Genomic DNA, 26,595 nt, shown 5'->3' with positions numbered 1-26,595 from the left:
GATTGCTGTAATTAAGATTGAATAGATTGGTACGATTCTTTAAAGATGTCTTTTGCTTTTTTTAAGCACTTATACTTCTGGTTTTTTGCAATTTTTTCAGATTTAAATTGCATCTCATTGGCAATGTCTTTAAAAGACTTTTTGCTGTGATAAAACAGTTGTAATAATTGTTGACATCTTGCTCCTAATTGCGTAAACGCATGCTCGGCAAACTGGTATTTTTTTTCTTCTAAAACATGCTGAAATAATTTGACATCGTCAGCTTTTAAGTCCTGTAGTTCTTGACTAGAAAACTTGTTTTGCATGTCTTTCCATACAAATCTGGATACGGAATATAAATAGGTGTAAAACGACGCTGTTAATTTAAAATCTGTTTTTTCTAAATTTCGATTTAAGATAATTAATGCTTCTTGAAAAACGTCTGATGCATCTGCTTTTTTTCCTCCTTTGGATAGGATTAATTTCTCTATTTTAGGATAGAGTTTATATAATTGTTTAAACGCTTTGTCACGTTGACCTGTTTTAAAGAATTCTAATATTTTTTGATCGCTCATATATTATCTTTATTCTTTAATGGTCAAAATTGAAAAAGGTCTCCTATTATTTTAAAATTAATTTTAATTAATAATGGATTCCTTCTTTCGCTAGAATGATAAACTAACTAAGAAATATTTTGAGTAAGCTACTGAGCACTACAGCTAAACTCTAAAATCGTCTTTCCTTTTGCAAAAACTCGTAAGCTTTTTGAACTTGCTTAAACTTATCTTCTGCGCCTTTTTTATGTTCTTCGCCTAAATGTTCTACACGATCTGGATGATATTTTTTAGCCATTTTACGATACGCTCTTTTAATCTGATCTGTAGTGGCTGTTTTTTCTATTTCTAAGATTTTATAGGCATTATCACTACTGTTATAAAACATGGCTTTTATACTTGTGTAATCACGACTACTAATACCCAAGTAGTTTGATATTCTGTGGACTTCTGCTTCTTCATCGTCTGTAACCATTCCATCTGCTTTTGCTATCCCAAACAAAAAATGTAACAGTTGTAAACGTGCTGCATGATCCATCATTTGCTGGATCTGTCCACAAACATCTCTTGTAGAAATGGTTTGCTTACTTATGTTTTTAAATAGTTTAAAGGCTTTGTTTGCTCTGTCTTTTCCGTAAAGCTCTACAAACTTGTTACGTACATAATCCAGCTCGCGTTGGTCTTGTACACCATCTGCTTTAATTATTACAGATGCTAATATTAATAAACTAACTTCAAAATCTCCAGATGTGGTTTGCGCACGTCTTTGTTGTTGAGTTCTGTAGTTTGGTCTGGTTCTGTATTGTGGTTGTCGTCTTTGTTGTTGTCTTTGTTGACCTTTTGGGTTTCCGTCTCCTAACAAAAAGCCTCCTTTTCCAGACATAGCATCTCCAAGACTACCAATTGCTAATCCTATTATTGCTCCTATTGGACCTCCTAAAGACCATCCTAAAGTTGCACCTATCCATTTTAATCCAGCCATAAATTTTATTCTAATTTTAAAAAAGTAAATATACTACTTTGTTAGTATACTTAAAATTACTTTTGTTACTGATATTGGCGGATTAATGCGTTAAGGATTACTCATGCATGCTATTTTAAAGAAATCGTGATTGCTTCGCAATTGAACGGTTTGTTTAAGCTCCTCGAAGAGAGCGAGTAGTGATAGCCTGACCTTATGACACCATAAGTGTTATAAGGTAACGCCAAAACAATATTTGCATGGTTTTTGATTATCTTTGTAACAGATAGATTTATAAATAAAAAATTACAAAAATATGTATCCAGCAGAATTAGTAAAACCAATGCGTGAGGACTTAACTAACGTAGGTTTTGAAGAATTACATACAGCAGAAGCAGTAAATGTAGCACTTGCAAAAGAAGGAACAACTTTGGTTGTTGTAAATTCGGTTTGTGGTTGTGCAGCTGCTAATGCAAGACCAGGAGCTACAATGAGCTTAGCTAATGCTAAAAAACCGACAAATATTGTAACGGTTTTTGCAGGTGTTGATAAAGAAGCGGTTAATCAAGCAAGAGCACACATGGTACCTTTTCCTCCAAGCTCGCCAAGTATGGCTTTATTTAAAAACGGAGAATTAGTACACATGTTAGAGCGTCACCATATTGAAGGTAGACCAGCAGAATTAATTGCTGAAAATCTTATTGATGCTTATAACGAGCATTGCTAGAAAGCTTTTAAAAGTATTTATATTAAACCACGATTTTTATCGTGGTTTTTTTATTTTTGAAATATTAATCCTTAACTAACAATGAGAAAGCTTTTAGCCTATCCTTTAACTTGTATTTACTACCTTTTTTTTGGGTTAAGTTTACTTATTTTTCATCCAATCCAATGGTTTTGTTTTAATGTCCTTGGATATAAAGCACATAAAAAAAGTGTGGATCTTTTACAATTCTTTTTAATGCGATGCATTAACCTGTTAGGTTCTAGTCATCAATTTATTAACCCTTACACATTAGATAATTCTCAACCAGTAATTATTGTATCTAATCACCAAAGTATGGCAGACATACCACCAATAATGTGGTATTTTAGGAAGCATCATGTTAAGTTTGTAAGTAAAAAAGAATTAGGTAAAGGCATACCAAGTGTGTCTTATAATTTAAGGCATGGTGGATCTGCTTTAATTGACAGAAAAAATCCAAGACAAGCAATTGTTGCAATTAGAAAATTTGCAGATTATATAGAATCTACTAATCGTGCAGCAGTTATATTTCCTGAAGGTACAAGAAGCAGAGACGGAAAGCCTAAACCCTTCCATACAAAAGGTCTTGAAACACTTATAAAACATATACCTAGTGCAGTCATTATACCTGTAACGATTAATAATTCTTGGAAAAATTTACGCTATGGTAAATTTCCTTTAGGAATAGGTAATAAAATTACTTTTACAGCTCATAAGCCAGTTAAATCAAGTGATTTTGATACGACTGAAGCTTTACTTTATCATATAGAAACTACTATTAAAAACAGTATTAAAACTTAAACCTATGTCATTAAAAAATGTAAGATTAGAAGTCATGAAATTTTTGGAGAAAGACGTAGAGTCTTTAATCAAAAAATATTTAATACCTGCTGAAACTATATGGCAACCAACAGATTTTTTACCAAATTCTGAGAGTGATAACTTTTTAGAAGAAGTAAAAGAAATTAGAGAATTATCTAAAGAATTACCTTATGATTTTTGGGTTGTTTTAGTTGGCGATATGATTACTGAAGAAGCACTACCAACATACGAATCTTGGCTTTTAGATGTTGAAGGTATTGGTCAAAAAGAAAATAATGGTTGGTCTAAATGGATTAGACATTGGACAGCAGAAGAAAACAGACATGGAGATGTGCTAAATAAATACCTTTATCTTTCTGGTCGTGTTAATATGAAGGAGATTGAAAAAACCACACAGCATCTTATTGCTGATGGTTTTGATATTGGTACTGGTCGTGATCCATATAAAAACTTTGTATATACTAGTTTTCAAGAGCTAGCAACTTATGTATCTCATAACAGAGTAGCAAAAATTGCAAAAACTAATGGTAATAAGCAATTGGGTAGAATGTGTAAAATTATTGCTGGTGACGAGATGAGACACCATCATGCCTACTGTGATTTTGTGGAGCGTATTTTTAAAGTTGATCCAAGTCAAATGATGATGGCCTTTCATTATATGATAAAACAAAAAATTACAATGCCTGCTCATTTTTTAAGACAGTCGGGAGAAAAAATAGGAACTGCTTTTGAAGAGTTTTCTAATACAGCACAACGTATTGGTGTGTATACTTCTTTGGATTATGTAGATATTTTAGATAAGCTTATTAAACGTTGGGAAATTGATAAAATCACCAACCTAACTGATGAGGCAGAAAAGGCAAGAGATTATTTAATGAAGCTTCCTGCAAGAATGACACGTCTAGCAGAACGCCTTGTAATTCCAGAAAATTCGTTCCAGTTTAAATGGGTTGAACCTGCTAAATTGTAATACATGTCTAACCACCATTTAATTGAAACTACAAAAGCGTTTGTAAAAGAGACCTTAAAAGATGCCGAAGGTGGTCATGACTGGTTTCATATTGAGCGTGTGTATAACAATGCTTTATTAATTTCTAAAAATGAAAAAGCAGACAAATTAGTGGTTAAACTTGGTGCTTTATTACATGATATTGCAGATAGTAAATTCCATAATGGAGATAGTACTATTGGTCCTAAAATAGCTGGAGCATTTTTGTTAAAACAAAATGTAGATTCTGCTACTATTAACCATGTTATTAAGATTATAGAAAATATTTCTTATAGTTCTAATATAGAAAAACCTTCCAATTTTAAATCATTAGAATTAGATGTGGTTCAAGATGCAGATCGTTTGGATGCACTTGGTGCAATTGGTATTGCACGTACCTTTAATTATGGTGGATTTAAAGATAGAGTAATTTATAATCCTGATATTAAACCTAATTTGGAAATGAGTAAAGCAGAATATAAAGCATCTACTGCTCCTACTATTAATCATTTTTATGAAAAATTATTGCTTTTAAAAGATAAAATGAATACCAAAACTGGTAAACAAATTGCAAAAAAACGACATGATTATATGGTTGATTTTTTAAAGCAGTTTTATGCTGAATGGGAAGGAGAGAAATAAAGCCTAATTCTCATTAGCAACCTCTAAAGCTGTTATTTTATATTCCAAAACAGCCATTTCTTGTCCAAACTCTATAATTTGTTCTGCTGTTAAATTGGAATTAGAGTTTACTTCATTCAATATTCCGTTTCGCTTATGGTTATAATAATTTAAAGCAATTTCTATTTTATCTTCCATTACTAATTTATTTAACTATTGCTTTTAATTCTCCTCTATATTTTGAGGCGCTTTTACCTATAACATCATTAAATACTTTGTTGAAGTGCGAAAAATTATTAAATCCACATTCAAAACAAATATCTGTTATACTACTTTTACTTTCTGTTAATAATTTTGTGGCATAAAACACACGATATTCATTTACAAATTGAGTGAAGGTTTTGTTTGTTATTTTTTTAAAATAACGACAAAAAGCAGGAACTGTCATACTTACATGATCTGCAATCTGATCCAGTGCTATATGGTTTTGATAATTTTTATTAACGTATTTAAAAACTTTGTCAATTTTATCTGTATCCTGAGGTTGAGTTTCAAATACGTAACCATTTTCATTAAGTAAAGTATAGTCTTCACTTAATGCTAGTTGCTCTAATATTTCTAGTAATTTTGTTATACGTTTTATTCCTTCGTATTTAGGTAATTTTTCTATTTTTGGTCCAACAATTTTTTTGATTTCAGCTTTAAATAAAATTCCGTTTTTGGCGCGTTCTAATAATTGCAAAATATTTTTCAACTCTGGTAAACTATTATGTATATCGCCTAAAAACCTAGGATGAAACTGTACCAAAGTCTCTTTACCTTTAGAAGTTAATCGGTCTACAAACCCATTATGAGGTAAATTTGAACCAATAAGTATTAATTGACTGTTATTAAAATAGGATAAGTGATTACCAATATGTCTACGTCCTTTTCCTTTATTTACATATACCATCTCAACTTCAGGATGAAAATGCCAAAAGGCTTCGCTTCTTTTTCGCTTTTTAGTTTTATGTATTGCGATTATTGAGCTGCCAAAATTTGGTGTTATTTTTTTAAATGTAGGTTTTGTATTCAAGTTGTTAAAATCTTAATGTAAAATTACAAAAATTGCGTCTAAATAGATATACAAATTTAACACCAATGTGTGCTATATTAACCTTTAACGTTTTAGTAGCAAAATATCAAGTTAATATAGCATATGTAATTGCAAATTCTATTGTTTTTTAAACTTCCTTTCTGCTATAACTTTGTACCCATAATCAGTAAACTATTTAGATTATGAAAAAATTTATGAAACACATTTTAGTCTTTGCAATCGTATTTGCAACACTAAGCAGCAACGCAACGGAAAACACTTCATTAACAAATGAAGAGGATGGAAAAACAACTTTAGTTTTAAAGAATGTTTTACAAGGTGAGGAATTAATTGTAAAAGATGCTTTTGGTATAATTTTATATAAAGAGTCTATTTTAAAAAGTGGAGACTATAATAAATCTTTTGATTTAACATCTTTACCAGATGGTAATTATATTTTTGAATTAGATAAACTTAACCAAGTTAAAATTTATCCTTTCGCAGTTAAACTTAACACAGTAACTTTTGATAAAGATAATTTATCAGTAATTAACAAACCTAAAGTAACTGCTAAAGACAATGTTATTTTAGTAACAGCTTCTAGCATTGAAAAAACAGATTATACAGTTGAAATTTTTTATAACATTTCAGAAAATTCATTTGAAAAAATTCATACTGAAACTATTGAAAATGCAACTAGCTTTGGTAAAAAATTCAAACTTTTAAAAGACAAAAAACAAGATTACCAAGTAGTTGTTACCTTAAATGGTAGAAAATTTACAACTACTATTAACTTTTAATTTTGTCCCTTACAATAAAAAAAAGACGCCATTTGGTGTCTTTTTTTTATTGTAATATTTTGATTTTTATCTATTTACCAGGGAAATCTGCCTTGCGTTTTTCTAAAAAAGCTGTGGTTCCTTCTTTAAAATCTTCGGTTCCAAAGCAAGCACCAAATGCTTCTATTTCGACACTAAAACCATTTACTCCATCTTTATAATTAGCATTTACTGCTTTAATAGCTTTACCAATTGCGACTGAAGAATTACGCATAATTTTACTTGCTAATTTTTTGGCTAAAGGCAATAATTCGTCTTGCGTTACAACATGGTTTACTAGTCCATAATTTAATGCTGTTGAAGCATCAATCATTCCTGCAGTCATCACTAGTTCCATTGCGCGACCTTTACCTACCAATTGAGGCAATCGTTGTGTCCCACCATAACCAGGTATTACACCTAATGATACTTCTGGAAGTCCCATTTTAGCATTATCACTTGCTACTCTAAAATGTGCAGACATTGCTAATTCTAATCCTCCTCCTAACGCAAAACCATTTACAGCAGCTATTACTGGAGTTGATAAATTCTCAACAAAATCAAATAAAATCTCTTGTCCTTTTGCTGCTAGCTTCCCTCCTTTTTCAACGCTAAAATTTGCAAACTCGCTAATATCTGCTCCTGCAACAAATGCTTTTTCTCCGCTTCCGGTTACAATAATTACTTTAGTGTTTTTATCTGTGTTTGCTGTATCCAAAGCTTGGTGCAATTCTTCAATAGTCGCTTTATTTAAGGCGTTTAACTTAGATGGTCTGTTAATTGTAATTGTGGTTATTCCGTTTTGGGTTGTTGTAAGTATGTTTTCGTAATTCATTGTACTTGTTTTATTATTTTTTAGGAAAAATTACTGTAAATGTTGTGCCTATATCCTTTTGAGACACAAAGGTAATTGTTCCTTGATAGGTTTCTACTATATTTTTTACCATTGCTAGTCCAAGTCCCATTCCGCTTGATTTTGTTGTAAATTTAGGTTCAAATACTTTAGGTTTATTTTCTTCAGAAATACCAATTCCGTTATCAGAAATGGTCATGACGACATTACCATTATTATCAGTAACTTTTACAATAATTTGTGGTGTTTTATCTTCAGGAATGGCTTGAATACCGTTTTTAACCAAATTAGTTACTACTCTAATTAATTGAGTGCGATCAAAATTGGCTATAATTTCTTCTTTATCAGAATCAAATTCAATATAATCTTCATTAAAAATATCCAATGCAAGGTCAACAATTTTTACTACGTTAAGCATTTCGTTTTGTTGAGCAGGCATTTTTGCAAAATTTGAAAACGCACCAGCAATAGAGCTCATAGTGTCTATTTGCTGTATTAAAGTTTTACTATACTCGTCCAATTTTTGAACAATCTCTGGGTCTTCTGGATTAAATTTACGCTGAAAACTTTGCACTGTTAAGCGCATTGGTGTTAATGGGTTTTTAATCTCGTGTGCTACTTGTTTTGCCATTTCTCTCCAAGCTTGTTCACGCTCGCTTTTTGCTAATTTTACAGCACTTTCTTCTAATTGGTCAATCATTCCATTATATGATTTTACCAAAGTCGAAATCTCTTCTGTAGTACTTTCTATTTCAATTTTTTGATTGCGTTTTTCTAAACGTGTTTGATTCATTTTATCGCTAATTGTTTTTAGCGTTCTGGTAATGTATTTTGAAATAAAATACGCTAATGCAATTGCTATAATTAGCATTAAAAGATAGGTGTATCCTAAGCGTTCAAAAAACTCGTTAAGCTCTTTAGACAAAAAATCATCATTCTCTAAGTACGGTAAATTTAATATGGCTAATGGTTTAAATTTATGGTCTGTTATGTACGTGTAAGACGATCTAAAATTTTCGCCTTTTTCCTCTCGTAACTGCACAAATTTATGGTCTAATGTATTAGATAGACTATTTAGTATTTCTGCATTAATACAATTTTCTACAGTATCTTGAGGTAAACTTGCTTTAGATGAAATTAATAAAGTCCCTTCTAAATCATAAAGGTTAACTTTAAGCCCATGGATATCTGCAATTTTATAAATTTCTTTTTTAAATATAAATGGTAAGTTGTCTGGAACGACCTCAAAAGACGTTTCTCTAATTACAAAATCAAGATGTCTTTTAATATTTTTTTCTTTTCGATCTAAACGTTGTTTGTGGTAGTCTTGCGTTTCTTCAGAATATTGATAAGCAGCTACTAATGCAATTAAAATTGACGCTAAAAGCACCAAAAATATCATTGCAAAAAAGATACGAAGTCGTAAAGAGAGTTTTGTTATTTTCATTGCTTAAATATAACAATAATCAATCCAAAAATTGATGTTAGGATTAGTTTTAAGCATTAGGGTTTTTTACTCTAATATTTTTATAGATTTTAAATCCTAATATTAAAAGCATCCCTAAAACCACAATACCAATGACACCAAACACCCAATTTATTGCGCTTTTTAAAATTACTAAAAACACTACAGCAAATAAAATGAAGGTTGCGCCTTCATTGTAAATCCTCATAAAATTTGAAGTTTTTTTAACCACATCATTTTGTAATTGTTTAAAATAAACCTGAGTTTGAAATTGGTATAAAAAAAGTAATATTACAAAGCCTAACTTAACATGCATCCAAGGTTGTTGCAACCAATAAGGTTGCAAAATTAGCAACCACACAGCAAAAATAGTGGCTAAAATTGCACTTGGCCAAGTAATAATATACCATAACCGTTTAGCCATTAATTTAAGTTGTTTTCCTAAAATTTCTTTCTCTGGAGAAGGTTTATGAAACGCTTCTATTTGATATACAAATAGTCTTGGAATGTAAAATAATCCTGCAAACCAAGTCACAACAAAAATTAAGTGTAACGCTTTTATGTAATTATAATACTCCATAAAGTTATGATGCTTCAACTGTATTATTAGCCCAATTATTAATCCAATTAGCTAATAAATTAACCCAATTTTGATCTGTATTTAAACAAGGTATTGTTCTAAATTTTTCTCCTCCAACTTCATGAAAAATTTCCTGACCTTCCATTGCAATTTCTTCTAAAGTTTCTAGACAATCACTAACAAAAGCTGGTGTAACAATTGCCATATTTTTAATTCCGCTTTTACCTAAACGTTCTATAGTACGATCTGTATATGGTTGTAACCAAGGGTCAAATCCTAAACGCGATTGAAATGATGTTGAGTAAGTATTATCCTCAAGGTTTAAATATTCTGCGACAAGTCTTGTTACTTCTTTACATTGGTGTCTATAACAAAACTCATGTGCTTTACTAGGTGTAACACAACAACTACCATCTATTTTACAATGTCCATTTGTAACATCGCTTTTTCTAATATGACGTTCTGGAACACCATGGTAAGAAAACAATAAATGATCATATGTTTTTCCGTTTAAGTCTTTTTTAATAGACTCTGCCAACACTTTTATATACTCTGGATTATTATAAAAAGCTGGTAAACTTTCTATTTTTAAATTAGGGAAATTTGCTTCTCTAATCTCTTCTGCTAACACCAAAATAGTTTCTGTAGTTGCCATAGCAAATTGAGGATATAATGGAATTAAAAAGACTTCATCCACACCTTTGTCTACTAATTCTTGCAATCCTTTTTTTATAGTCATGCTACCATAGCGCATAGCTAAAGCAACAGGATACTTTACTTTTTCTTGAACTTTGTTTTGTAACCTTTCGCTTAAAACAATTAATGGAGATCCCTCTTCCCACCAAATTTTTTTATAAGCTTTTGCACTTTGTTTTGGTCTTGTATTTAAAATAATTCCTTTTACCAAAGCTGTTCTAGCTACCAAAGGAATATCTATAACACGTGGATCCATTAAAAATTCACCTAAATATTTTTTTACATCTTTAGGTTCTGGACTATCTGGTGAACCTAGATTAACAAATAATACGCCTTTTTTCATGTTTTATTCTTTTTCAAAAGCAAAAATACAACTCTAAATTATATTTTATAACAAACTTAATGTCCTGATTTTACTAAAACAGTGTTATTATTAAGGCTTAAAACTTTCAAATAAAGTTTAGTTTAATATATTTACATATAGATATTTAATAAAATATATGAAAAATTACATCCTTGCACTATTCTGTGCAATTTCTTTTGCCTCATTTTCTCAAGAACAAAAACAAAACACAGACCGAAGTTTACTTTGGGAAATTACTGGAAATAAATTAACTAAACCATCATACATTTACGGAACAATGCACGTCAGTGCAAAAGTTGCCTTTAGGTTAGATGATGTGTTTTTTAAAGCTTTAGAAAACTGCGAAAGTGTTGCTTTAGAGTCTGACCCATCGACCTGGTTAGCTTTTAATTATGAAACCACAACATTAACACCACAAAACTACTCGCAGAGTTATGATAAAAACTTTTATTCTAGTCTTTTTGGATCAGAACACCCTGAAGAAGTAGCCATTAGAGGAAGTATAAGGTCTGATAATAGAATGATTAATGGGTATTTATATAGAAAGGATGGTTATGCAGATAATTTTGAAGAAGAAACATATTTAGACATGTTTATTTACCAAGCTGGTAAAAAGAAAAACAAAAAAATATATAGTTTAGAAGATATTGAAGAGTCTCGTTTTTTAGTATCTAAAGCGCAACGTAATGCTAAAAAAAACAAAATAGACCCTTGGTTAACAAAGTTATACGAAAAAGAAAACCCTTATTTAGTCCAGGAAAACACCTATTGTGATCGTAATTTAGCATTATTAGACTCGATTGGAGCAGCCTCTAATACAGAATTTTTTAGAGAGCATATGTTATATAAGCGTAACGACAATATGGTTATTGTTTTGGACTCTTTAATGCAAACTCAAACTGTTTTTGCAGGTGTAGGTGCAGCGCATTTACCTGGAGAAAAAGGAATGATTAAAATGTTAGAAGACAAAGGATATACTGTAAAACCTATAGTGTCTGAACAAACTAGTATTGCTCAAACTAAAAAAGAGCAAATTGAAGATTATATTTCTCCTCCAACGGTTAAAACCCAAACAACACCAGATGGGTTTTTGTCTATAAAGACCTTTACAGATTTATACGAGTTTTATTATAGTGGTCAAAAATATTATATCTCTCCAGACATGACAAATGGTGCTTATTTAACCATAAGCAGATTTAACATTTACGATTATCTACCAAATGAAAAAGAAATCTCTTTAGAACGTTTGGATAACTTTTTGTTTGAAGACATTCCAGGAGATATCATAAAAAAAGAAGCAATAACAGCACCTTATCCAGGAATTAGCATCTTAAATAAAACCAAAAAAGGAGACTATCAAAAATACCATATTTACAAAACACCTTTTGAGGTTATTGTTATAAAATTTGCAGGTCAAAAAGAGTATGTCTTAAAGCATGAAGCACCTATTTTTAATTCAATTAAATTTAAAACTCCAAGTAATAACTTTAATACATTTACGTCTACTTATAATAAATACGAGGTAAATTTTCCAGAATACAACACTACAGATAATATTGAAAATGCTGGTCAAAAGCTAATCCAAGGAAAAGTAAATGATGACTATTACTTTTTAAAAGAAATAGCTTATAACGATGTGTATTACATCGAAGAAGATAAATTTGAAGCTAAATTTATTGTGACAAACTTCTTAAAAGATTTTGAAATAGAAGACTCTGAAGGTGAATACAAAACAAAAAAATACACATCTTACGAAGGGTTTGCTAAAAAGGATTCAACTTCTACCGAAAGTATTTATTTAAAAAGTATAGTAAAAGATGGTAGCTACTTTTTATTAGGTTATGTTGGACAAACTAAAGATAAAGCAGATAGCTTTTTTAATTCTTTTAAATTTAAAACACCTAAGCAAGAAGGTTATGAAAAAGTAACAGATACATCATTACATTTTTCTGTTTTAACAAATACAAAAGCAACTCCACCTTACGATTATTATAGTTATAGTAAACCAAAGGACTACGAAGAAAAGACAAAACGTACAACCTACTACTCTAAAGCAAATGAGCAGGTTTTTATAACCAGAATGAAGTTTCATGATTTACAGATGTATAAAAATGTAGATAGTTTATGGAACGAGATTGATGACGAAGTAAAATCTCTTGAAGATATTGATGGGTTTAAAAAATATAAAGTCTCAAATAAAAAGAAATACAAAAAAGACGATCAATTTTTTTATGAATATACTTTAAAAGACTCCTTAAGCGCAAAAGCAATTCTAGTTAAAAACATCCTTAAAAAAGGAGCGCTTTTTGAAATTAAGAGTTTAACAGATTCTATTTCTAAACCTTCAGACTTTATCACTAATTTTTACGATACTTTTGAACCATTAGATACGCTTTTAGGAGAGTCTGTTTTTAGCGATAAAACTGAACGCTTCTTTAAAGCATTACGTGATAATGATAGTATTGTTTTTAAAGCTAAGTCTAAAATAAAATTTAATAAATCTAACGCTAGTACAATGATAGATTTAATTAAAAACTTTGAATTTCCAGAAAACAAAGAAGACTTTAAAACCTTTTTAATATCAGAATTAGCAGAGCTTGAAGACCCAAGGACAGATGCGTTTTTAAATAAACTATATGTAGACTCTTATTCAAAACCAGACATCCAAAACACTATTTTAAGATCATTACTTAACAAAAAAACAAAAAAATCTTACTCAGCATTTTTAAGCTTACTAAATAAAGATTTACCGTTAAGTGGATCCATAGGCTCAATGTTTTATAATTATAAAGATTCTTTAGAGCTTAAAAAAACGCTATTTCCAGATTTAATGGAGTTTACAACTATTGAGGAGTATAAAGAACCTATTTACGAGTTGTTAGCACGACTAAAAGATAGTAGTATTATTAAAACTAAATCTTATAAAAAGTTTAAAAAACAACTTATAAAGGATGGTAAAATAGAAGTAAAACGTAGTCTAGGATCTAAATCTAGTTACAGCTACAGGTCTTACAGTAGCTCATTATATACGTTTGTAAAGCTAATTTTTCCGTTTAGAAAAGAAACAGAAGCCAAAAACTTTTTTGATAAATTACTAGATAGTGATAACGTCTCTGCATTAAGTACTTACTATGTTTTATTGGAAGAAGCAGGAGAAACTATACCTGAAAAACTAAAAGAAAAAACCATTGACGACTACAAAAACCAAGCAGCATTAGTCGATAGGATGTACAGAAAAAAGCTATACAAACCCTATTTAGCAAAAACTATTACACAAGAAATGTATGCTAAATCCACCTTGTTTAATACAACAACTATAGAAAAAGAACGTGATTCCATTCACTTTTTAGGTAAAAAAGCCTTTAAAACAGATGATGATAAAGAAGGTGACATGTACTTTTACATGCTAGTACAAAAAGAAGATAAAGACGAAACCAAACGTTTTTATTACGCAGGATTTTTGAAGCCAGAACATGAAGATAGGATACAAACAGATGTTTATTACGAATCTGGTTATAGTGGTGATTATATAAACGAAAACGAGGAAGAAGACGAACTAATAAAAGACGTCTTAGACTTAGTTATCCATAAAAACCGAAAACGATTGGATGATAGTGGAGGCTATTAACACTAATAAAAACTTAAAAAAAGCGCTTAATTAATTAAGCGCTTTTTTTATATAGACTGCACATATTTTTTAGGAGTAATACCATATTTTTTCTTAAAAGCAGCAATAAAGTGGCTAGACGTACTATAACCCACTTTTAAACCAACTTCGTTTACATTACTAGTACCAGTTTCAAGTAATTTTCTTGCTACTTCCATTTTATAATCAAACAAAAAACTAAACACAGAATCTCCATAAATTTGCTTAAAACCCTCTTTTAATTTTTTAAGCGGTAAATTAATTTCTTCAGATAATTTTTGAAGTGTTGGAGGCTTAGACATTCTAGCTATAATAATATCTTTAGCTTGTTTTATTTTTGCAACATTGGTCTCGTCAACTAAAAAAGGACATTGCTCAACATTAGCATCTTCTCCTCTATTAAAGTATAAACTTAATAACTCATAAGCTTTTCCTTTAAAGTACAATGTTTTAATAGAAGAGTTAAGATTATAATTAATAATTTGGTTTAAAGCAATAGCCATAGATGGGCTAATCTTTCCGTCTTTATAATACTTTTTGTCTTTATTATCATCACTTAAAAAAGTAATATAATCTGCTTCTTGAGAAAACAAACCATGAAAATTTTTAATCGAAATTAAAACCGAAACCAACCAACAATCTGGATTAACTTCCAAATGAATTGGCAAATCACGTTGTGGATTATAAAGTAATAAAGAGGTTTCTTCAGCAATGTTTAAAGTATAACTTCCACTATTAAAAATAAAGTCACTTTTACCTTTTAAACAAAAATGAAACTGAATAAAACTACTATCTATAAAACGTTCAACTATTTGGTTTTTAGTCGTTTCGTTTTGATAAGTCAATACAAAAACACCTTGATCAACCTGAGTTTCTTCAAAAGAACCTTCAGCGACATTTTTTAAAGAAGATGATAACGACATAAATTAATGTTATTTAGATTAATTCTAAACAATACTGCTTAAAACCCCTGATTTTAGTGCTAAAATATGACAAATATCATAGTAATGTAAATTTTAACGCTAAAAAACCACAAACGATATTAAAAGTTCTTTCAGCGTTACTTTTTAAATAAGATACAACATAAATTTGCTTTCAACAAAGTCCCAGTCAGGTAAATGGAGCACTATCAAATGTCAACAGGCACATATTTTTACGCCTTAGGTTTAAGCTATAAAAAAGCAGATGCAGAAATTAGAGGTCATTTTAGTTTAGATGATCAGTCTAAACTTGCGCTTTTAAATCAAGCTAAATCTAATGGTATCCAAAGCCTTATAGTTACATCTACATGTAACCGTACAGAAATTTATGGCTTTGCTCAACACCCATATCAACTAATCCAATTGCTTTGTGACAACACAAAAGGGACTGTTGAAGAGTTTCAAAAATTTGCTTATATCTATAAAGGTAACGAGGCAATTTCTCATTTATTTAGAGTAGGTTCTGGGTTAGATAGTCAAATTTTAGGTGATTTTGAAATTATTGGACAACTTAAAAAAAGTGCTTTTATCTCTAAAGACTTAGGATTATTAAACCCTTTTATAGAGCGTTTAGTTAATACAGTTATTCAGGCTAGCAAGCGCATTAAAACAGAAACAGAAATATCTTCTGGTGCAACTAGTGTATCGTTTGCATCTGTACAATATATCTTAAATACTATACAAAACGTAACAGATAAAAACATTATACTATTTGGAACAGGTAAAATTGGTCGTAATACTTGCGAAAACCTAGTAAAACACACCAAAAACGAGCATATTACATTAATAAATAGGACTAAAGGAAAAGCTGAAGCAATTGCGGGGAAATTTAATTTAGTGGTAAAAGATTATGCCAATCTACAAGAAGAGATTAGTGATGCAGATATATTAATTGTAGCAACTGGAGCACAAAACCCAACGGTTGACAAACAGTTAATACAAACTAAAAAAGACTTATTAATTTTAGACTTGTCTATTCCTAAAAATGTTAACGACAACGTTACAGAACTACCTAACGTAAAGCTTATACATTTAGATGATTTATCGCAAATTACCGATGAAACTTTAGAGCGTAGAAAACTACATATTCCTTTAGCAGAAAGTATTATTGAAGATCTAAAAGAAGAATTTATTGGTTGGTTAGAAACCAGAAGATTTGCACCTACAATAAAAGCTTTAAAACATAAATTACAAGATTTTAAAAACGCAGAGCTAGATACGCAACGCAAAAAAATGGCTAACTTTAATGAAGAACAAGCCGAAATTATTAGCAATAAAATTATTCAAAAAATAACCAATCATTTCGCGCATCACTTAAAAGATGATGCTTTTTCTACAGACGAAAGCTTGGATCTTATAAAAAAAGTGTTTCAATTAGAAAACACCGCAAAACATGTCTAAAACTATTAGAATTGGAACTCGTGATAGCGAGTTGGCACTTTACCAAGCCAAAGCAGTACAAAGTCAATTAGAACATTTAGGTCATAAAACCATTTTAGTTCCTGTAAAATCTACAGGAGACTTAGTGCTTGACAAGCCTTTATATGAACTTGGTATTACAGGAATTTTTACACGTACCTTAGATATAGCCATGCTAAATGGAGATATTGATATTGCAGTACACTCTTTAAAAGATGTGCCAACAGTATTACCAAAAGGAATCATACAAGCAGCAGTTTTAAAACGTGGTAATGTTAGAGACACGCTACTTTTTAAAAATAATGAAGAGTTTTTATCTTCAAAAGAAGCCATAATTGCAACCGGAAGTTTACGCAGACGTGCACAATGGTTAAACCGTTATCCAACACATACTGTTGTAGATATTAGAGGTAATGTAAATACCAGATTACAAAAACTGGAAGATAGCGACTGGAATGGAGCAATTTTCGCAGCAGCTGGAATAGGTCGTTTAGATTTAAGACCAGAAGATGCAGTAAATTTAGAATGGATGGTTCCTGCTCCTGCACAAGGTGCAATTATGATTGCAGCAATGGAAGACGATGAAGAAACACAAACTATTCTAGCCGAAATTAATCACCAAGAAACACAAATTTGCACTTCAATTGAGCGTGAGTTTTTAAACAAACTTGAAGGTGGTTGTACAGCTCCAATTGGTGGCTTAGCATATATCAAAGATGAAGAGGTAAACTTTGAAGGCATCCTTTTAAGTAAAGATGGTACTAAAAAAATACATGTAAAACGTGTCAAAGCTTTAGGCGAACATCATGATATTGCAGAGTGGTGTGCTGATTACATATTAGATCGTGGTGGTAATCGTTTAATGGATCAACTTAAAGAATCTTACGTAAAGACAAACGTATATTCTACAAAGTCATTAACTAAAGACCAAGGTTTTCTATTTAATGAAAAAGTAAAAGCAGAAAGCTCAGATTTTGTAAAAATCAGTTTAAACAGGATTCATCCAAGATTTCTTAAAAACGAAATTAAAAATGTTATTATAACAAGTCAAAATGCTGTAGAAGCATTGCTTACTAACTATTCTGCGGTAGAACTTCAGTTTAAAAACATTTATTGTGTAGGACGACGTACTAAAAAAATGATAGAAAAGCGTATTGGTAATGTTATACATGCAGAAAAAAACGCAAAAAAATTAGCCGAGTATTTAGTCGAATTTATGGAAGGTACAGAAGTAACTTATTTTTGTAGTGACATTAGATTGGATGAGTTACCAACTATTTTAGAAGAAAACAACATTACAGTTAAAGAAGTAGAAGCCTATCAGACTAAATTAGATAGTGTAAAACTTCCAGAAACCGTTGAAGGTGTTATGTTTTATAGCCCATCAACTGTACAAAGTTTTAAAAAAGAAAATACAGTAGAAGACAATACAATTGCGTTTTGTATTGGAGAAACCACAGCAAAAGAAGCAAGTAAGCATTTTAGAGATGTTAGAATTGCAAAAGTACCAACAGTAGAAAGTGTTATAGAATTAGTAAACGAATATTACGTTTAAAATGATAAAAAACGATTTATTTTTAAGAGCATTAAAAGGAGAAACAGTAGAGCGTCCACCAGTTTGGATGATGCGTCAAGCAGGTCGTTACTTACCAGAATTTATGGAAATAAAGGCTAAGTACGATTTTTTTACGCGTTGTCAAACTCCAGAATTAGCTAGTGAGATTACAGTACAACCTATACGTCGTTACGGAATGGATGCTGCAATTTTATTTTGTGACATTTTAGTAATACCTCAGGCTATGAATATTGAGGTACAAATGAAGCCTAATTTTGGTCCTTATTTACCAAATCCAGTACGTACACAAAAAGACGTGGATAACGTAATTGTTCCAGATGTAAAAGAGTCTTTAAGCTACGTTTACGAAGCAATAAAAATGACCAAAGAAAAACTAAACAATGAGATTCCGTTAATTGGTTTTGCTGGTTCACCTTGGACAATACTTTGCTATTGTGTACAAGGACAAGGCTCTAAAAACTTTGATAAAGCTAAAGAGTTTTGTTTTACAAATCCAGTAGCAGCACATCAATTATTACAAAAAATTACAGACACAACAATTGCTTACTTAAAAGAAAAAGTAAAAGCAGGTGTTAATGCTGTCCAAGTATTTGATAGTTGGGGAGGAATGCTATCTCCTGTAGATTATCAAGAGTTTTCTTGGCAATATATTCAGCAAATAATTGACGCTTTAAAAGACGAAGCTCCAGTAATTGCTTTTGGTAAAGGATGTTGGTTTGCTTTAAATGAAATGTCTAAATCTGGTGCTTCTGCATTAGGAATAGATTGGACTTGTTCTGCTAGAAACGCACGTTATCTAACTGGTGGAAACATTACTTTACAAGGTAATTTTGATCCAACCAGATTATTTTCGCCACCAGCAGAAATCAAAAAAATGGTAACACAAATGATTAACGAGTTTGGTAAAGACAAGTATATTGTTAATCTTGGTCATGGTATTTTACCTAACATCCCATTAGAAAATGCCAAAGCATTTATTGATGCTGTAAAAGAATATAAAGCGTAACATAATAAAATAAATTGCGTCTTATAAAGTATGATACAAAATATAATAAAAGGTATTAACGGTTACTCTGGTGCTTTTGCTTTAATTTCAAAACTAAAGCTCTGGAAATACTTTTTTATACCAATTATTATTAGTGTTATTGTCGCAATAACAATAGGCTTTTCAGCATATGGATTATCAGATAATGTTGGTAATTATATAGCAAAAATATGGTTTTGGGATTGGGGAAAAGACACCTTTACCTCCTTTTCTACCATTATTAGTTTCATAATTATTTTTGCTATTGGACTTATCTTTTTTAAACATATTATAATGGCTTTGTCGGCTCCATTTATGGGTCCAGTCTCAGAAAAGATCGAAACACATTTAACAGGAGTCACTAATCATAATCACAGAAAAACATCTTTTGAAGAGCAACTTTGGAGAGGAATTAAAATAAATTTTAGAAACCTTACTCGCGAATTACTAATAACGGTTCCTATTTTATTGCTAAAATTTATTCCTGTTGTTAATATTTTTTCAGCAATTTTATTATTGCTTATACAAGGGTATTATGCAGGTTTTGGAAACATGGACTATACACTAGAAAGACATTTTAACTTTAAAGAGAGTGTAAACTTTGTAAGACGAAATAGAGGTTTAGCTATTGGTAACGGTTTAGTTTTTATAATGCTTTTAATAATTCCGGTTATTGGTGTTGTTTTAGTATTACCACTTAGTGTAACAGCTGGCTCTATTACTACAATAAAACAAATCAAAACCGAAAACCAAAAACTACTACAATGATCGCTCAGTTTGATGATTTTGAAATCAACCAAATCCATAGTGGAGACGCTTGGAAAGTTTGCGATTTTATGATTGCTAATCAAGACAGGTTACAACGTTATTTTCCTAAGACCTTAGAACAAAATTTAACACCAACATTATCGCAATTATTTGTCAATAAAAAAGCTAAACAATTTGATAATAAAGACGAATTCCTATTCACAATAAAACAATCTAAAACTAGAGAACTTGTTGGTATAATCTATATTAAAGAGTTAGATTGGTCTAAAAAACAAGGTGAATTTGCTTATTGTATTGGTTATCCTTTTGAAAAAAAAGGAATAACATCAAAAGCTATTAAAACCCTTTCGGATTATGCCTTTACAGAATTAAACTTAAAAACTCTTCAAATAATTGTATACAAAACCAATATTGGCAGTGTAAAAGTAGCCCAAAACAATAGTTTTAAATGGATTAAAACCTTAAAAAACGAATTTACTCCAGTTGGCGAAAACCCACTAGATATGGAGTTATACGAATTATATAATGAAAGATAAATTTTTTAAATACATACATCAATTACAAGACAGTATTACTGCTGGACTAGAAAAAATTGACGAAAAAGCAACCTTCCAAGAAGATATATGGAAACGACCTGAAGGTGGTGGTGGACGTACACGAGTTATAGAAAACGGAAATGTTTTTGAAAAAGGAGGTGTCAATATTTCTGGTGTTCATGGAAAACTACCAGACAGCATGCAACAATATTTTGGTGTGGAAGATGCCGATTTTTTTGCTTGTGGATTAAGCTTAGTGTTACATCCAAAAAATCCAATGGTACCAACTGTACACGCTAATTGGCGTTATTTTGAAATGTATGATAAAGACGGAAACATTGTAGATCAATGGTTTGGTGGTGGTCAAGACCTAACGCCTTATTATTTGTTTGATGAGGATGCAAAACACTTTCATCAAACTTGTAAAAGGGCTTGTGATAAACATAATCCAGAATTTTATCCAAAGTACAAAGCACGATGTGATGAGTATTTTTACAATTCGCACAGAAATGAAGGTCGTGGTTTGGGTGGTTTATTCTTTGATTATTGTAAAGCTACTGAAGATATGAGCATGCAAAATTGGTATGATTTTGTTACTCAAGTTGGTGATAGTTTTTTAGAAGCTTACATCCCAATTGTAGAAAAAAGAAAAGATTTAGAGTACACCAAAGCGCAACGCGATTGGCAAGAAATACGACGTGGACGTTATGTAGAGTTTAATTTGGTACACGATAAAGGAACCCTTTTCGGTTTAAAAACCAATGGGAGAATTGAAAGTATTTTAATGAGTTTGCCTCCTCATGTGCAATGGGTTTATGATCATAATCCTGAAGCTGGAAGTGAAGAAGAAAAATTAATCAAAGTATTAAAAAAACCTATAGATTGGGTTTAAAATGAATTGTTACTGCGGAAATAACACAACCTATGATGCTTGCTGTAAAGTCTTTCATTTAAACCAAGGAAAAACTGAGACAGCTCAACAACTAATGCGCTCTAGATATAGCGCTTTTGTTTTAGCAAATGGTAATTATTTAATGCAAACACATCATAAAACCACAAGACCATTATCACAGAAAAAAGCAATTGTACAATGGGCTAAATCTGTCGAGTGGATTAAGCTTGAAATACAAGACACCACAAACGGTTTAAAAAATGACACAAAAGGCACAGTCACATTTAATGCTTATTTTTATGAAAACGGAAATGTAGATGTCATTAATGAAAAATCTGCTTTTATAAAAGAAAATGATCAATGGTATTACTTAGGGTTTAGTAAATAATATAAAACACAAATTTTATAAGTATAAGGAAACAACTTTTAACTTTATACTTATTAACTTTTAACTAATAGAAATGTATCCAATTAGAAGAAATAGAAGATTAAGAACTAACGAGTCAATAAGAAGTTTGGTAAGAGAAACTATAATCTCTCCAAACGATTTTTTAGTACCACTTTTTATAGTGGAAGGTAAAGGTGTGAAAGAAGAAATAGCATCAATGCCAAATTACTATCGTTTTAGTTTGGATTTATTAGAAGCAGAAGTCAAAGAGATCTGGAAACTAGGTTTAAAATCTGTTTTACTATTTGTAAAAGTACCAGACAATTTAAAAGACAATAAAGGTACAGAAGCACTAAATCCTAACGGATTAATGCAACGTGCTATAAAGACCGTTAAAAACGCTTGTCCAGACATGTTAGTAATGACAGATGTTGCGCTAGATCCATATTCTTCTTTTGGACACGACGGAATTATAGAAAACGGTAAAATTGTAAACGATGATACTGTGGAAGTTTTAGCAGAAATGAGTTTATCTCACGCACAAGCTGGAGCAGATTTTGTGGCACCAAGCGATATGATGGATGGTCGCATTTTAGCTATTAGAGAAACCTTAGAAGACGAAGGATTTATAGATACAGGTATTATGAGCTATTCGGCAAAATATGCATCTGCTTTTTATGGTCCTTTTAGAGACGCTTTAGACTCTGCTCCTGCAGATATAAAAGATGTACCAAAAGATAAAAAATCCTATCAAATGGATTTTTCAAACCGTTTTGAAGCCATCAGAGAAACCGAAATGGATATTGACGAAGGTGCAGACATCGTCATGGTAAAACCAGGTTTATGCTACTTGGATATTGTACGAGAAATTAAAAACGAAGTTGATGTACCTGTTGCTGTGTACCAAGTGTCTGGTGAGTATGCCATGCTAAAAGCTGCTGCAGAAAAAGGTTGGTTAGACCATGATGCAGTAATGATGGAACAAATTATTGCAATCAAACGTGCTGGAGCAGATATCATTGCAAGTTATTTTGCTAAGGATGTTGTTAAATTATTATCGTAAATTCGTAGCAAATTAATTAACAATCATTCATGGGATTACTAATATTTTACGGAGTCATATCAATATTTTTCTCATTTTTATGCTCTATTTTAGAAGCTGTACTTTTAAGTGTAACACCAACGTTTATTAACGTTAAAAAGCAAGAAGGCAAAGCATTTGCAACCAACCTTGAAGAACTTAAAAAAGACGTAGACAGACCACTAATTGCTATTCTAACCTTAAATACAATTGCACATACAGTAGGTGCCATTTTAGTGGGTAAAGAAGCAGAAGGGTTATATGGTAGCGAAGGTGGTTATGGTGTATTTATAGTATCAGCAGTCATGACTATTTTAATCTTGGTCGCTTCAGAGATTATTCCAAAAACCATTGGTGCAACCTACTGGAAAAGTCTAGCAGGATTTACTACCACTGCACTTAATATTTTAATTTTTCCATTAAAATGGACAGGTTTATTATGGCTAATGCAATTAACTACAAAGTTAATTGGTGGTAAAGGTCATGGAAGTGTTTTAAGCAGAGAAGGATTTTTGGTTATGGCAGATATGGCACATGAAGAAGGTGTTTTTGAAGGTAATGAAAGTAGGATTATTAAAAACTTATTGACTTTTAAAGAAGTGTTTGCAAAAAACGTAATGACACCTCGTACAGTCATGAAATCTGAAAACGAAACTACAACAGTGGAAGACTTTTTTAATAGAAACATGAATCTTCGTTTTTCTAGGATTCCAGTCTATTCAGATACAGAAGACAATATAAAAGGACTGGTTTTAAAAGACGAAATTTTTAAAGAAATGGCTTTAGGTCATGGCTCAAAAAAGTTAGTCGAACTTAAAAGAGATATCATTATTGTAGACCGTAATTTACCAATCCCAACCTTATTTGAACAATTGGTAGAAACCAGAAATCACATGGCTTTAGTGGTTGATGAGTATGGAAGTGTAAGTGGATTAGTAACTATGGAAGACGTTATTGAAACCCTTTTAGGAATGGAAATTATGGACGAAAGTGATAACGTAAGTGATCTGCAAAGTCTAGCTAGAAAGAGTTGGGAAGCTCGCGCTAAAAAATTAGGAATCATAGACGAAAATAGTCCAGAATAATATATGGAAGAATGCATTATCAAATCACCTTTAGGGTTTACCAAAATAATAGGTGATATAAATGGTATTGCATCAGTAGGTGTTTTAAATGACAATACGCTTGTCGAAAATTATGAAGGCAAAACAGGTAATTTGTCTTCCTCAAGACAGTGGAAATCTAAAGAAAAAGTAACAGATATTATTCCAGATGTTTTAGAAGATTGTGTCATTCAACTAAACGAATATTTTGAGGGTAAACGAGAACAATTCAGCTTAAAGTTAAATCCACAAGGCACTATTTTTCAAAAACACGTTTGGGAAGAACTACAGAATATTCCATATGGAAAAACCACATCTTATCTTTCACTTTCAAAAAAATTAGGAGACGTTAAAGCCATTCGTGCTGTAGCAAATGCTAATGGTAAAAACCCGTTATGGATTATTATTCCTTGTCATCGCGTCATTGGTAGTGACGGAAGTTTAACCGGTTATGCTAGCGGATTGCACAGAAAACAATGGTTGCTAGAACACGAAAGTCCATATAAGCAACAAAGCTTATTTTAATTCTTTTTTTTTCAAAGGAATCTCTTTAAAATATAGTTTTAATTTTCCTATATTTAATATCTAACATTATTTAAATGAAATTTATCAAAAAACTTCTAAAAGTACTAGTTGTACTTTTTGGATTACTAATCGCAACTCTTTATATAACAGATACAGATTACCTTATTAAAGCTGTACGTACTATTTATTTGCGTGGACATACAACTGCCTTTTTAGACGATTATCATAAGTTTGATAACCAGGTTATAGAAAACGGAACACCTCAACCTTGGCCAAATCATAAAAATTACAATTCTGCTACAGAAACATCAATATTGCAAAAAGCCAATAAAGATTGGGGAACAATAGCTTACGTAATTATTAAAAATGATAGCATCTGGTTTGAAAACTATTATGATGGCTATAATGCAAACTCAAAATCCAACTCTTTCTCTATGGCTAAAAGTTATGTGTCTGGATTAATGGGTAAAGCCATTATGGAAGGATATATTAAAAGTTTAGACCAACCTGTTTGCGATTTTCTTCCAGCTTTTTGCGATGGAGAAGCAGCAAAAATGACTGTTGGAGATTTATCAAGTATGGCATCTGGAACCAATTGGGACGAAGCCTATTACTCGCCTTTATCTATTACAACACGTGCCTATTTTGATGACGATTTACAAAAAGTAATGAATGGATTAAAAGTAGTAACAACACCTGGACAATCTTTTAAATACGCAAGTGGTGACACACAAATGCTAGCAATGGTTATAGAAAAAGCTACTGGTAAGAAAATGTACGATTATTTAAGTGATAGTTTTTGGAAACCTTTAAATAGTGAAAATTCAACTTTATGGCAATTAGATAGCGAAGAGGATGATCTAGTAAAAGCTTATTGTTGTATCGCTAGTAATGCAAAAGATTTTGCACGTTTTGGAAAACTATATAAAGACCATGGACAATGGAATGGACAACAAATATTAGACTCAGCTTTTGTAGCAAAATCTTTGAAACCACGTTTTCCGTCTAGTCCAGAATATGGTTATGGTTGGTGGCTTAAAAACCATAATGGTAAAGATTTTAAAATGATGCGTGGTCATTTAGGTCAATACGTTATTGTACAACCAGAAGACAACGTTATTATAGTACGTTTAGGTCATCAAAAGTCTCCAGATGCAGGAGTAGGTGCATTTACAGAAGATATTTCGCTTTATATAGATGAAGCTTATAAGATGTTGGATATGAAAAAGTAATAATCATGATTAGTAAACTTAACCTAGAAAACATCTTGTTTTTAGATATCGAAACGGTTCCAGAAACTGAAAATTTTTCTGAATTAGATAAAACCACACAAGAGCTTTGGGAAGCAAAATCGCGTTACCAACGCAAGGAAGAGTTTTCTGCAGAACAATTTTATGATCGTGCTGGTATTTGGGCAGAATTTGGAAAGATTATTTGTATTTCTGTTGGTTATTTTACTAATCAAGGCACTACGCGTTTGTTTAGAACCACTTCTTTTTATGGCGAAGAACGTAAATTACTAGTCGAGTTTAAAAATCTATTAATCTCTCATTTTAGTCAAGCCAAGCACTTATTATGTGCGCACAATGGTAAAGAATTTGATTTTCCGTACATCGCACGTCGTATGATTATCCATAACATAGAATTACCTTATAAATTAAACCTATTTGGTAAAAAACCTTGGGAAGTACCACATTTAGACACATTAGAGCTATGGAAGTTTGGTGACTATAAAACCTACACATCTCTTAAACTAATGACACATGTTTTAGGTATACCATCTCCAAAAGATGATATTGATGGTAGTGAAGTCTACAGAGTCTATTATGAGGACAACGATATTGACCGCATCATTACCTATTGCGAAAAAGATACTATTGCAGTAGCACAAATATTTTTAAGACTTCGTGGTGATAGTATTTTAAGTGATGATGAGATTATACATGTGTAATAATATGGATCAGCCACCATCTATTTCAAAGCCAATAATTTCATTAAAGAATGTAAGAAAATTTGATTTAAATTAGAAGTTGGTTTTAATTCAATATTAATAGAATCAGTTTTTGAATAAAAAACAATTCAAAATTTATGAATATAAACCCATTAAAAAAGCCCCAACTTTCGTTGGGACTTTTA

Annotated in this window: 27 protein-coding genes; 18 read left to right on the top strand and 9 right to left on the bottom strand. The window is 31.2% G+C overall.

The window, feature by feature from the left end; translation table 11 throughout:
* Nucleotides 1-11 precede the first annotated feature (11 nt).
* Nucleotides 12-554, bottom strand: a complete 543-nt coding sequence (locus tag SJY17_RS04610) for an RNA polymerase sigma factor (RefSeq protein WP_397364308.1) — start codon at nucleotides 552-554, stop codon at nucleotides 12-14.
* Nucleotides 555-705: 151 nt separating this feature from the next.
* Entirely contained in the window at nucleotides 706-1,515 is an 810-nt protein-coding gene (locus SJY17_RS04605) for a TerB family tellurite resistance protein (RefSeq protein WP_397364307.1), read from the bottom strand.
* A 295-nt stretch (nucleotides 1,516-1,810) separates the two neighbouring features.
* Here SJY17_RS04605 and SJY17_RS04600 point away from each other — a divergent pair, with 295 nt between their 5' ends.
* From SJY17_RS04600 to SJY17_RS04585, 4 genes are all read left to right on the top strand, one after another.
* Nucleotides 1,811-2,221 (top strand): BrxA/BrxB family bacilliredoxin, encoded by a 411-nt coding sequence (locus SJY17_RS04600; RefSeq protein WP_397364306.1) that lies wholly within the window; start codon nucleotides 1,811-1,813, stop codon nucleotides 2,219-2,221.
* Between the two features lie 81 nt (nucleotides 2,222-2,302).
* Nucleotides 2,303-3,040, top strand: a complete 738-nt coding sequence (locus tag SJY17_RS04595) for a lysophospholipid acyltransferase family protein (protein WP_397364305.1) — start codon at nucleotides 2,303-2,305, stop codon at nucleotides 3,038-3,040.
* Nucleotides 3,041-3,044: 4 nt separating this feature from the next.
* Nucleotides 3,045-4,031 carry an acyl-ACP desaturase gene (locus SJY17_RS04590; RefSeq protein ID WP_397364304.1) on the top strand — a complete coding sequence of 329 codons (987 nt, stop codon included), beginning with the start codon at nucleotides 3,045-3,047 and terminating at the stop codon, nucleotides 4,029-4,031.
* Between the two features lie 3 nt (nucleotides 4,032-4,034).
* The gene (locus SJY17_RS04585) at nucleotides 4,035-4,691 is read left to right on the top strand and encodes an HD domain-containing protein (protein ID WP_397364303.1); all 657 of its coding nucleotides are present in this window, start codon (nucleotides 4,035-4,037) and stop codon (nucleotides 4,689-4,691) included.
* Between the two features lie 3 nt (nucleotides 4,692-4,694).
* On the opposite strand, the gene SJY17_RS04580 is transcribed toward SJY17_RS04585, so the two are convergent.
* Together SJY17_RS04580 and SJY17_RS04575 are read right to left on the bottom strand one after the other, a co-directional pair.
* Nucleotides 4,695-4,868 carry a hypothetical protein gene (locus SJY17_RS04580; RefSeq protein ID WP_397364302.1) on the bottom strand — a complete coding sequence of 58 codons (174 nt, stop codon included), beginning with the start codon at nucleotides 4,866-4,868 and terminating at the stop codon, nucleotides 4,695-4,697.
* A 7-nt stretch (nucleotides 4,869-4,875) separates the two neighbouring features.
* The gene (locus SJY17_RS04575) at nucleotides 4,876-5,745 is read right to left on the bottom strand and encodes an AraC family transcriptional regulator (protein WP_397364301.1); all 870 of its coding nucleotides are present in this window, start codon (nucleotides 5,743-5,745) and stop codon (nucleotides 4,876-4,878) included.
* Nucleotides 5,746-5,948: 203 nt separating this feature from the next.
* On the opposite strand from SJY17_RS04575, the gene SJY17_RS04570 reads away from it, so the two are divergent.
* Nucleotides 5,949-6,545 (top strand): hypothetical protein, encoded by a 597-nt coding sequence (locus SJY17_RS04570; RefSeq protein ID WP_397364300.1) that lies wholly within the window; start codon nucleotides 5,949-5,951, stop codon nucleotides 6,543-6,545.
* A gap of 70 nt (nucleotides 6,546-6,615) precedes the next feature.
* Here the strand turns inward: SJY17_RS04570 and SJY17_RS04565 are convergent, their stop codons facing one another.
* The 4 genes from SJY17_RS04565 to hemH are packed head-to-tail and all read right to left on the bottom strand — an operon-like array spanning nucleotide 6,616 to nucleotide 10,500.
* On the bottom strand, nucleotides 6,616-7,398 hold the full coding sequence (locus SJY17_RS04565) for an enoyl-CoA hydratase/isomerase family protein (RefSeq protein WP_397364299.1): 783 nt from the start codon (nucleotides 7,396-7,398) through the stop codon (nucleotides 6,616-6,618).
* A gap of 13 nt (nucleotides 7,399-7,411) precedes the next feature.
* Nucleotides 7,412-8,863: an ATP-binding protein gene (locus SJY17_RS04560; RefSeq protein ID WP_397364298.1), complete on the bottom strand. Its 1,452-nt coding sequence runs from the start codon at nucleotides 8,861-8,863 to the stop codon at nucleotides 7,412-7,414.
* A 49-nt stretch (nucleotides 8,864-8,912) separates the two neighbouring features.
* The gene (locus SJY17_RS04555) at nucleotides 8,913-9,461 is read right to left on the bottom strand and encodes a CopD family protein (RefSeq protein WP_397364860.1); all 549 of its coding nucleotides are present in this window, start codon (nucleotides 9,459-9,461) and stop codon (nucleotides 8,913-8,915) included.
* A 4-nt stretch (nucleotides 9,462-9,465) separates the two neighbouring features.
* Nucleotides 9,466-10,500, bottom strand: a complete 1,035-nt coding sequence (hemH, locus tag SJY17_RS04550) for a ferrochelatase (protein WP_397364297.1) — start codon at nucleotides 10,498-10,500, stop codon at nucleotides 9,466-9,468.
* A gap of 157 nt (nucleotides 10,501-10,657) precedes the next feature.
* Here hemH and SJY17_RS04545 point away from each other — a divergent pair, with 157 nt between their 5' ends.
* Nucleotides 10,658-14,149 carry a TraB/GumN family protein gene (locus tag SJY17_RS04545; protein ID WP_397364295.1) on the top strand — a complete coding sequence of 1,164 codons (3,492 nt, stop codon included), beginning with the start codon at nucleotides 10,658-10,660 and terminating at the stop codon, nucleotides 14,147-14,149.
* 47 nt (nucleotides 14,150-14,196) lie between these two features.
* Here SJY17_RS04545 and SJY17_RS04540 read toward each other — a convergent pair whose 3' ends face one another.
* A complete protein-coding gene (locus tag SJY17_RS04540; RefSeq protein WP_397364294.1) occupies nucleotides 14,197-15,090 on the bottom strand; it encodes a helix-turn-helix transcriptional regulator in 894 nt (297 codons plus the stop codon).
* Between the two features lie 195 nt (nucleotides 15,091-15,285).
* Here SJY17_RS04540 and hemA point away from each other — a divergent pair, with 195 nt between their 5' ends.
* The 12 genes from hemA to SJY17_RS04480 all read left to right on the top strand — a co-directional run bounded on the left by hemA (nucleotide 15,286) and on the right by SJY17_RS04480 (nucleotide 26,410).
* On the top strand, nucleotides 15,286-16,548 hold the full coding sequence (gene hemA / locus SJY17_RS04535; RefSeq protein ID WP_397364293.1) for a glutamyl-tRNA reductase: 1,263 nt from the start codon (nucleotides 15,286-15,288) through the stop codon (nucleotides 16,546-16,548).
* On the top strand, nucleotides 16,541-18,121 hold the full coding sequence (gene hemC, locus SJY17_RS04530; RefSeq protein ID WP_397364292.1) for a hydroxymethylbilane synthase: 1,581 nt from the start codon (nucleotides 16,541-16,543) through the stop codon (nucleotides 18,119-18,121). Before hemA ends, hemC begins: the two co-directional genes overlap by 8 nt.
* Before the next feature lies 1 nt (nucleotide 18,122).
* Nucleotides 18,123-19,148 (top strand): uroporphyrinogen decarboxylase, encoded by a 1,026-nt coding sequence (gene hemE, locus SJY17_RS04525; protein WP_397364291.1) that lies wholly within the window; start codon nucleotides 18,123-18,125, stop codon nucleotides 19,146-19,148.
* 30 nt (nucleotides 19,149-19,178) lie between these two features.
* On the top strand, nucleotides 19,179-19,934 hold the full coding sequence (locus SJY17_RS04520) for an EI24 domain-containing protein (RefSeq protein WP_397364290.1): 756 nt from the start codon (nucleotides 19,179-19,181) through the stop codon (nucleotides 19,932-19,934).
* Nucleotides 19,931-20,470: a GNAT family N-acetyltransferase gene (locus SJY17_RS04515; protein WP_397364289.1), complete on the top strand. Its 540-nt coding sequence runs from the start codon at nucleotides 19,931-19,933 to the stop codon at nucleotides 20,468-20,470. The genes SJY17_RS04520 and SJY17_RS04515 overlap by 4 nt, the downstream gene beginning before the upstream one ends.
* On the top strand, nucleotides 20,460-21,362 hold the full coding sequence (gene hemF / locus SJY17_RS04510) for an oxygen-dependent coproporphyrinogen oxidase (RefSeq protein ID WP_397364288.1): 903 nt from the start codon (nucleotides 20,460-20,462) through the stop codon (nucleotides 21,360-21,362). The genes SJY17_RS04515 and hemF overlap by 11 nt, the downstream gene beginning before the upstream one ends.
* A gap of 1 nt (nucleotide 21,363) precedes the next feature.
* Nucleotides 21,364-21,750, top strand: coding sequence for a YchJ family protein (locus SJY17_RS04505; RefSeq protein ID WP_397364287.1), 387 nt, complete (start codon nucleotides 21,364-21,366; stop codon nucleotides 21,748-21,750).
* Nucleotides 21,751-21,823: 73 nt separating this feature from the next.
* Complete coding sequence (gene hemB, locus SJY17_RS04500; protein WP_397364286.1) at nucleotides 21,824-22,813, top strand: porphobilinogen synthase; 990 nt, start codon at nucleotides 21,824-21,826, stop codon at nucleotides 22,811-22,813.
* 29 nt (nucleotides 22,814-22,842) lie between these two features.
* Entirely contained in the window at nucleotides 22,843-23,916 is a 1,074-nt protein-coding gene (locus SJY17_RS04495; RefSeq protein WP_397364285.1) for a CNNM domain-containing protein, read from the top strand.
* Between the two features lie 3 nt (nucleotides 23,917-23,919).
* A complete protein-coding gene (locus SJY17_RS04490; RefSeq protein ID WP_397364284.1) occupies nucleotides 23,920-24,459 on the top strand; it encodes a methylated-DNA--[protein]-cysteine S-methyltransferase in 540 nt (179 codons plus the stop codon).
* Nucleotides 24,460-24,533: 74 nt separating this feature from the next.
* The gene (locus tag SJY17_RS04485) at nucleotides 24,534-25,691 is read left to right on the top strand and encodes a serine hydrolase domain-containing protein (protein WP_397364283.1); all 1,158 of its coding nucleotides are present in this window, start codon (nucleotides 24,534-24,536) and stop codon (nucleotides 25,689-25,691) included.
* 5 nt (nucleotides 25,692-25,696) lie between these two features.
* Nucleotides 25,697-26,410, top strand: a complete 714-nt coding sequence (locus SJY17_RS04480; protein WP_397364282.1) for a 3'-5' exonuclease — start codon at nucleotides 25,697-25,699, stop codon at nucleotides 26,408-26,410.
* The last annotated feature ends 185 nt before the right edge of the window (nucleotides 26,411-26,595 follow it).

The sequence above is a fragment of the Olleya sp. R77988 genome, assembly GCF_044594215.1.
Taxonomy (GTDB): Bacteria; Bacteroidota; Bacteroidia; order Flavobacteriales; family Flavobacteriaceae; genus Olleya.
This window is presented reverse-complemented; position numbering and strand designations above follow the sequence as displayed.

What these genes read in the sequence shown, in the direction of transcription:
- SJY17_RS04610 (WP_397364308.1), bottom strand. Translation starts at nt 554, where the DNA reads ATGAGCGATCAAAAAATATTAGAATTCTTTAAAACAGGTCAACGTGAC.
- SJY17_RS04605 (WP_397364307.1), bottom strand. Translation starts at nt 1,515, where the DNA reads ATGGCTGGATTAAAATGGATAGGTGCAACTTTAGGATGGTCTTTAGGA.
- SJY17_RS04600 (WP_397364306.1), top strand. Translation starts at nt 1,811, where the DNA reads ATGTATCCAGCAGAATTAGTAAAACCAATGCGTGAGGACTTAACTAAC.
- SJY17_RS04595 (WP_397364305.1), top strand. Translation starts at nt 2,303, where the DNA reads ATGAGAAAGCTTTTAGCCTATCCTTTAACTTGTATTTACTACCTTTTT.
- SJY17_RS04590 (WP_397364304.1), top strand. Translation starts at nt 3,045, where the DNA reads ATGTCATTAAAAAATGTAAGATTAGAAGTCATGAAATTTTTGGAGAAA.
- SJY17_RS04585 (WP_397364303.1), top strand. Translation starts at nt 4,035, where the DNA reads ATGTCTAACCACCATTTAATTGAAACTACAAAAGCGTTTGTAAAAGAG.
- SJY17_RS04580 (WP_397364302.1), bottom strand. Translation starts at nt 4,868, where the DNA reads ATGGAAGATAAAATAGAAATTGCTTTAAATTATTATAACCATAAGCGA.
- SJY17_RS04570 (WP_397364300.1), top strand. Translation starts at nt 5,949, where the DNA reads ATGAAAAAATTTATGAAACACATTTTAGTCTTTGCAATCGTATTTGCA.
- SJY17_RS04565 (WP_397364299.1), bottom strand. Translation starts at nt 7,398, where the DNA reads ATGAATTACGAAAACATACTTACAACAACCCAAAACGGAATAACCACA.
- SJY17_RS04560 (WP_397364298.1), bottom strand. Translation starts at nt 8,863, where the DNA reads ATGAAAATAACAAAACTCTCTTTACGACTTCGTATCTTTTTTGCAATG.
- SJY17_RS04555 (WP_397364860.1), bottom strand. Translation starts at nt 9,461, where the DNA reads ATGGAGTATTATAATTACATAAAAGCGTTACACTTAATTTTTGTTGTG.
- hemH (WP_397364297.1), bottom strand. Translation starts at nt 10,500, where the DNA reads ATGAAAAAAGGCGTATTATTTGTTAATCTAGGTTCACCAGATAGTCCA.
- SJY17_RS04545 (WP_397364295.1), top strand. Translation starts at nt 10,658, where the DNA reads ATGAAAAATTACATCCTTGCACTATTCTGTGCAATTTCTTTTGCCTCA.
- SJY17_RS04540 (WP_397364294.1), bottom strand. Translation starts at nt 15,090, where the DNA reads ATGTCGTTATCATCTTCTTTAAAAAATGTCGCTGAAGGTTCTTTTGAA.
- hemA (WP_397364293.1), top strand. Translation starts at nt 15,286, where the DNA reads ATGGAGCACTATCAAATGTCAACAGGCACATATTTTTACGCCTTAGGT.
- hemC (WP_397364292.1), top strand. Translation starts at nt 16,541, where the DNA reads ATGTCTAAAACTATTAGAATTGGAACTCGTGATAGCGAGTTGGCACTT.
- hemE (WP_397364291.1), top strand. Translation starts at nt 18,123, where the DNA reads ATGATAAAAAACGATTTATTTTTAAGAGCATTAAAAGGAGAAACAGTA.
- SJY17_RS04520 (WP_397364290.1), top strand. Translation starts at nt 19,179, where the DNA reads ATGATACAAAATATAATAAAAGGTATTAACGGTTACTCTGGTGCTTTT.
- SJY17_RS04515 (WP_397364289.1), top strand. Translation starts at nt 19,931, where the DNA reads ATGATCGCTCAGTTTGATGATTTTGAAATCAACCAAATCCATAGTGGA.
- hemF (WP_397364288.1), top strand. Translation starts at nt 20,460, where the DNA reads ATGAAAGATAAATTTTTTAAATACATACATCAATTACAAGACAGTATT.
- SJY17_RS04505 (WP_397364287.1), top strand. Translation starts at nt 21,364, where the DNA reads ATGAATTGTTACTGCGGAAATAACACAACCTATGATGCTTGCTGTAAA.
- hemB (WP_397364286.1), top strand. Translation starts at nt 21,824, where the DNA reads ATGTATCCAATTAGAAGAAATAGAAGATTAAGAACTAACGAGTCAATA.
- SJY17_RS04495 (WP_397364285.1), top strand. Translation starts at nt 22,843, where the DNA reads ATGGGATTACTAATATTTTACGGAGTCATATCAATATTTTTCTCATTT.
- SJY17_RS04490 (WP_397364284.1), top strand. Translation starts at nt 23,920, where the DNA reads ATGGAAGAATGCATTATCAAATCACCTTTAGGGTTTACCAAAATAATA.
- SJY17_RS04485 (WP_397364283.1), top strand. Translation starts at nt 24,534, where the DNA reads ATGAAATTTATCAAAAAACTTCTAAAAGTACTAGTTGTACTTTTTGGA.
- SJY17_RS04480 (WP_397364282.1), top strand. Translation starts at nt 25,697, where the DNA reads ATGATTAGTAAACTTAACCTAGAAAACATCTTGTTTTTAGATATCGAA.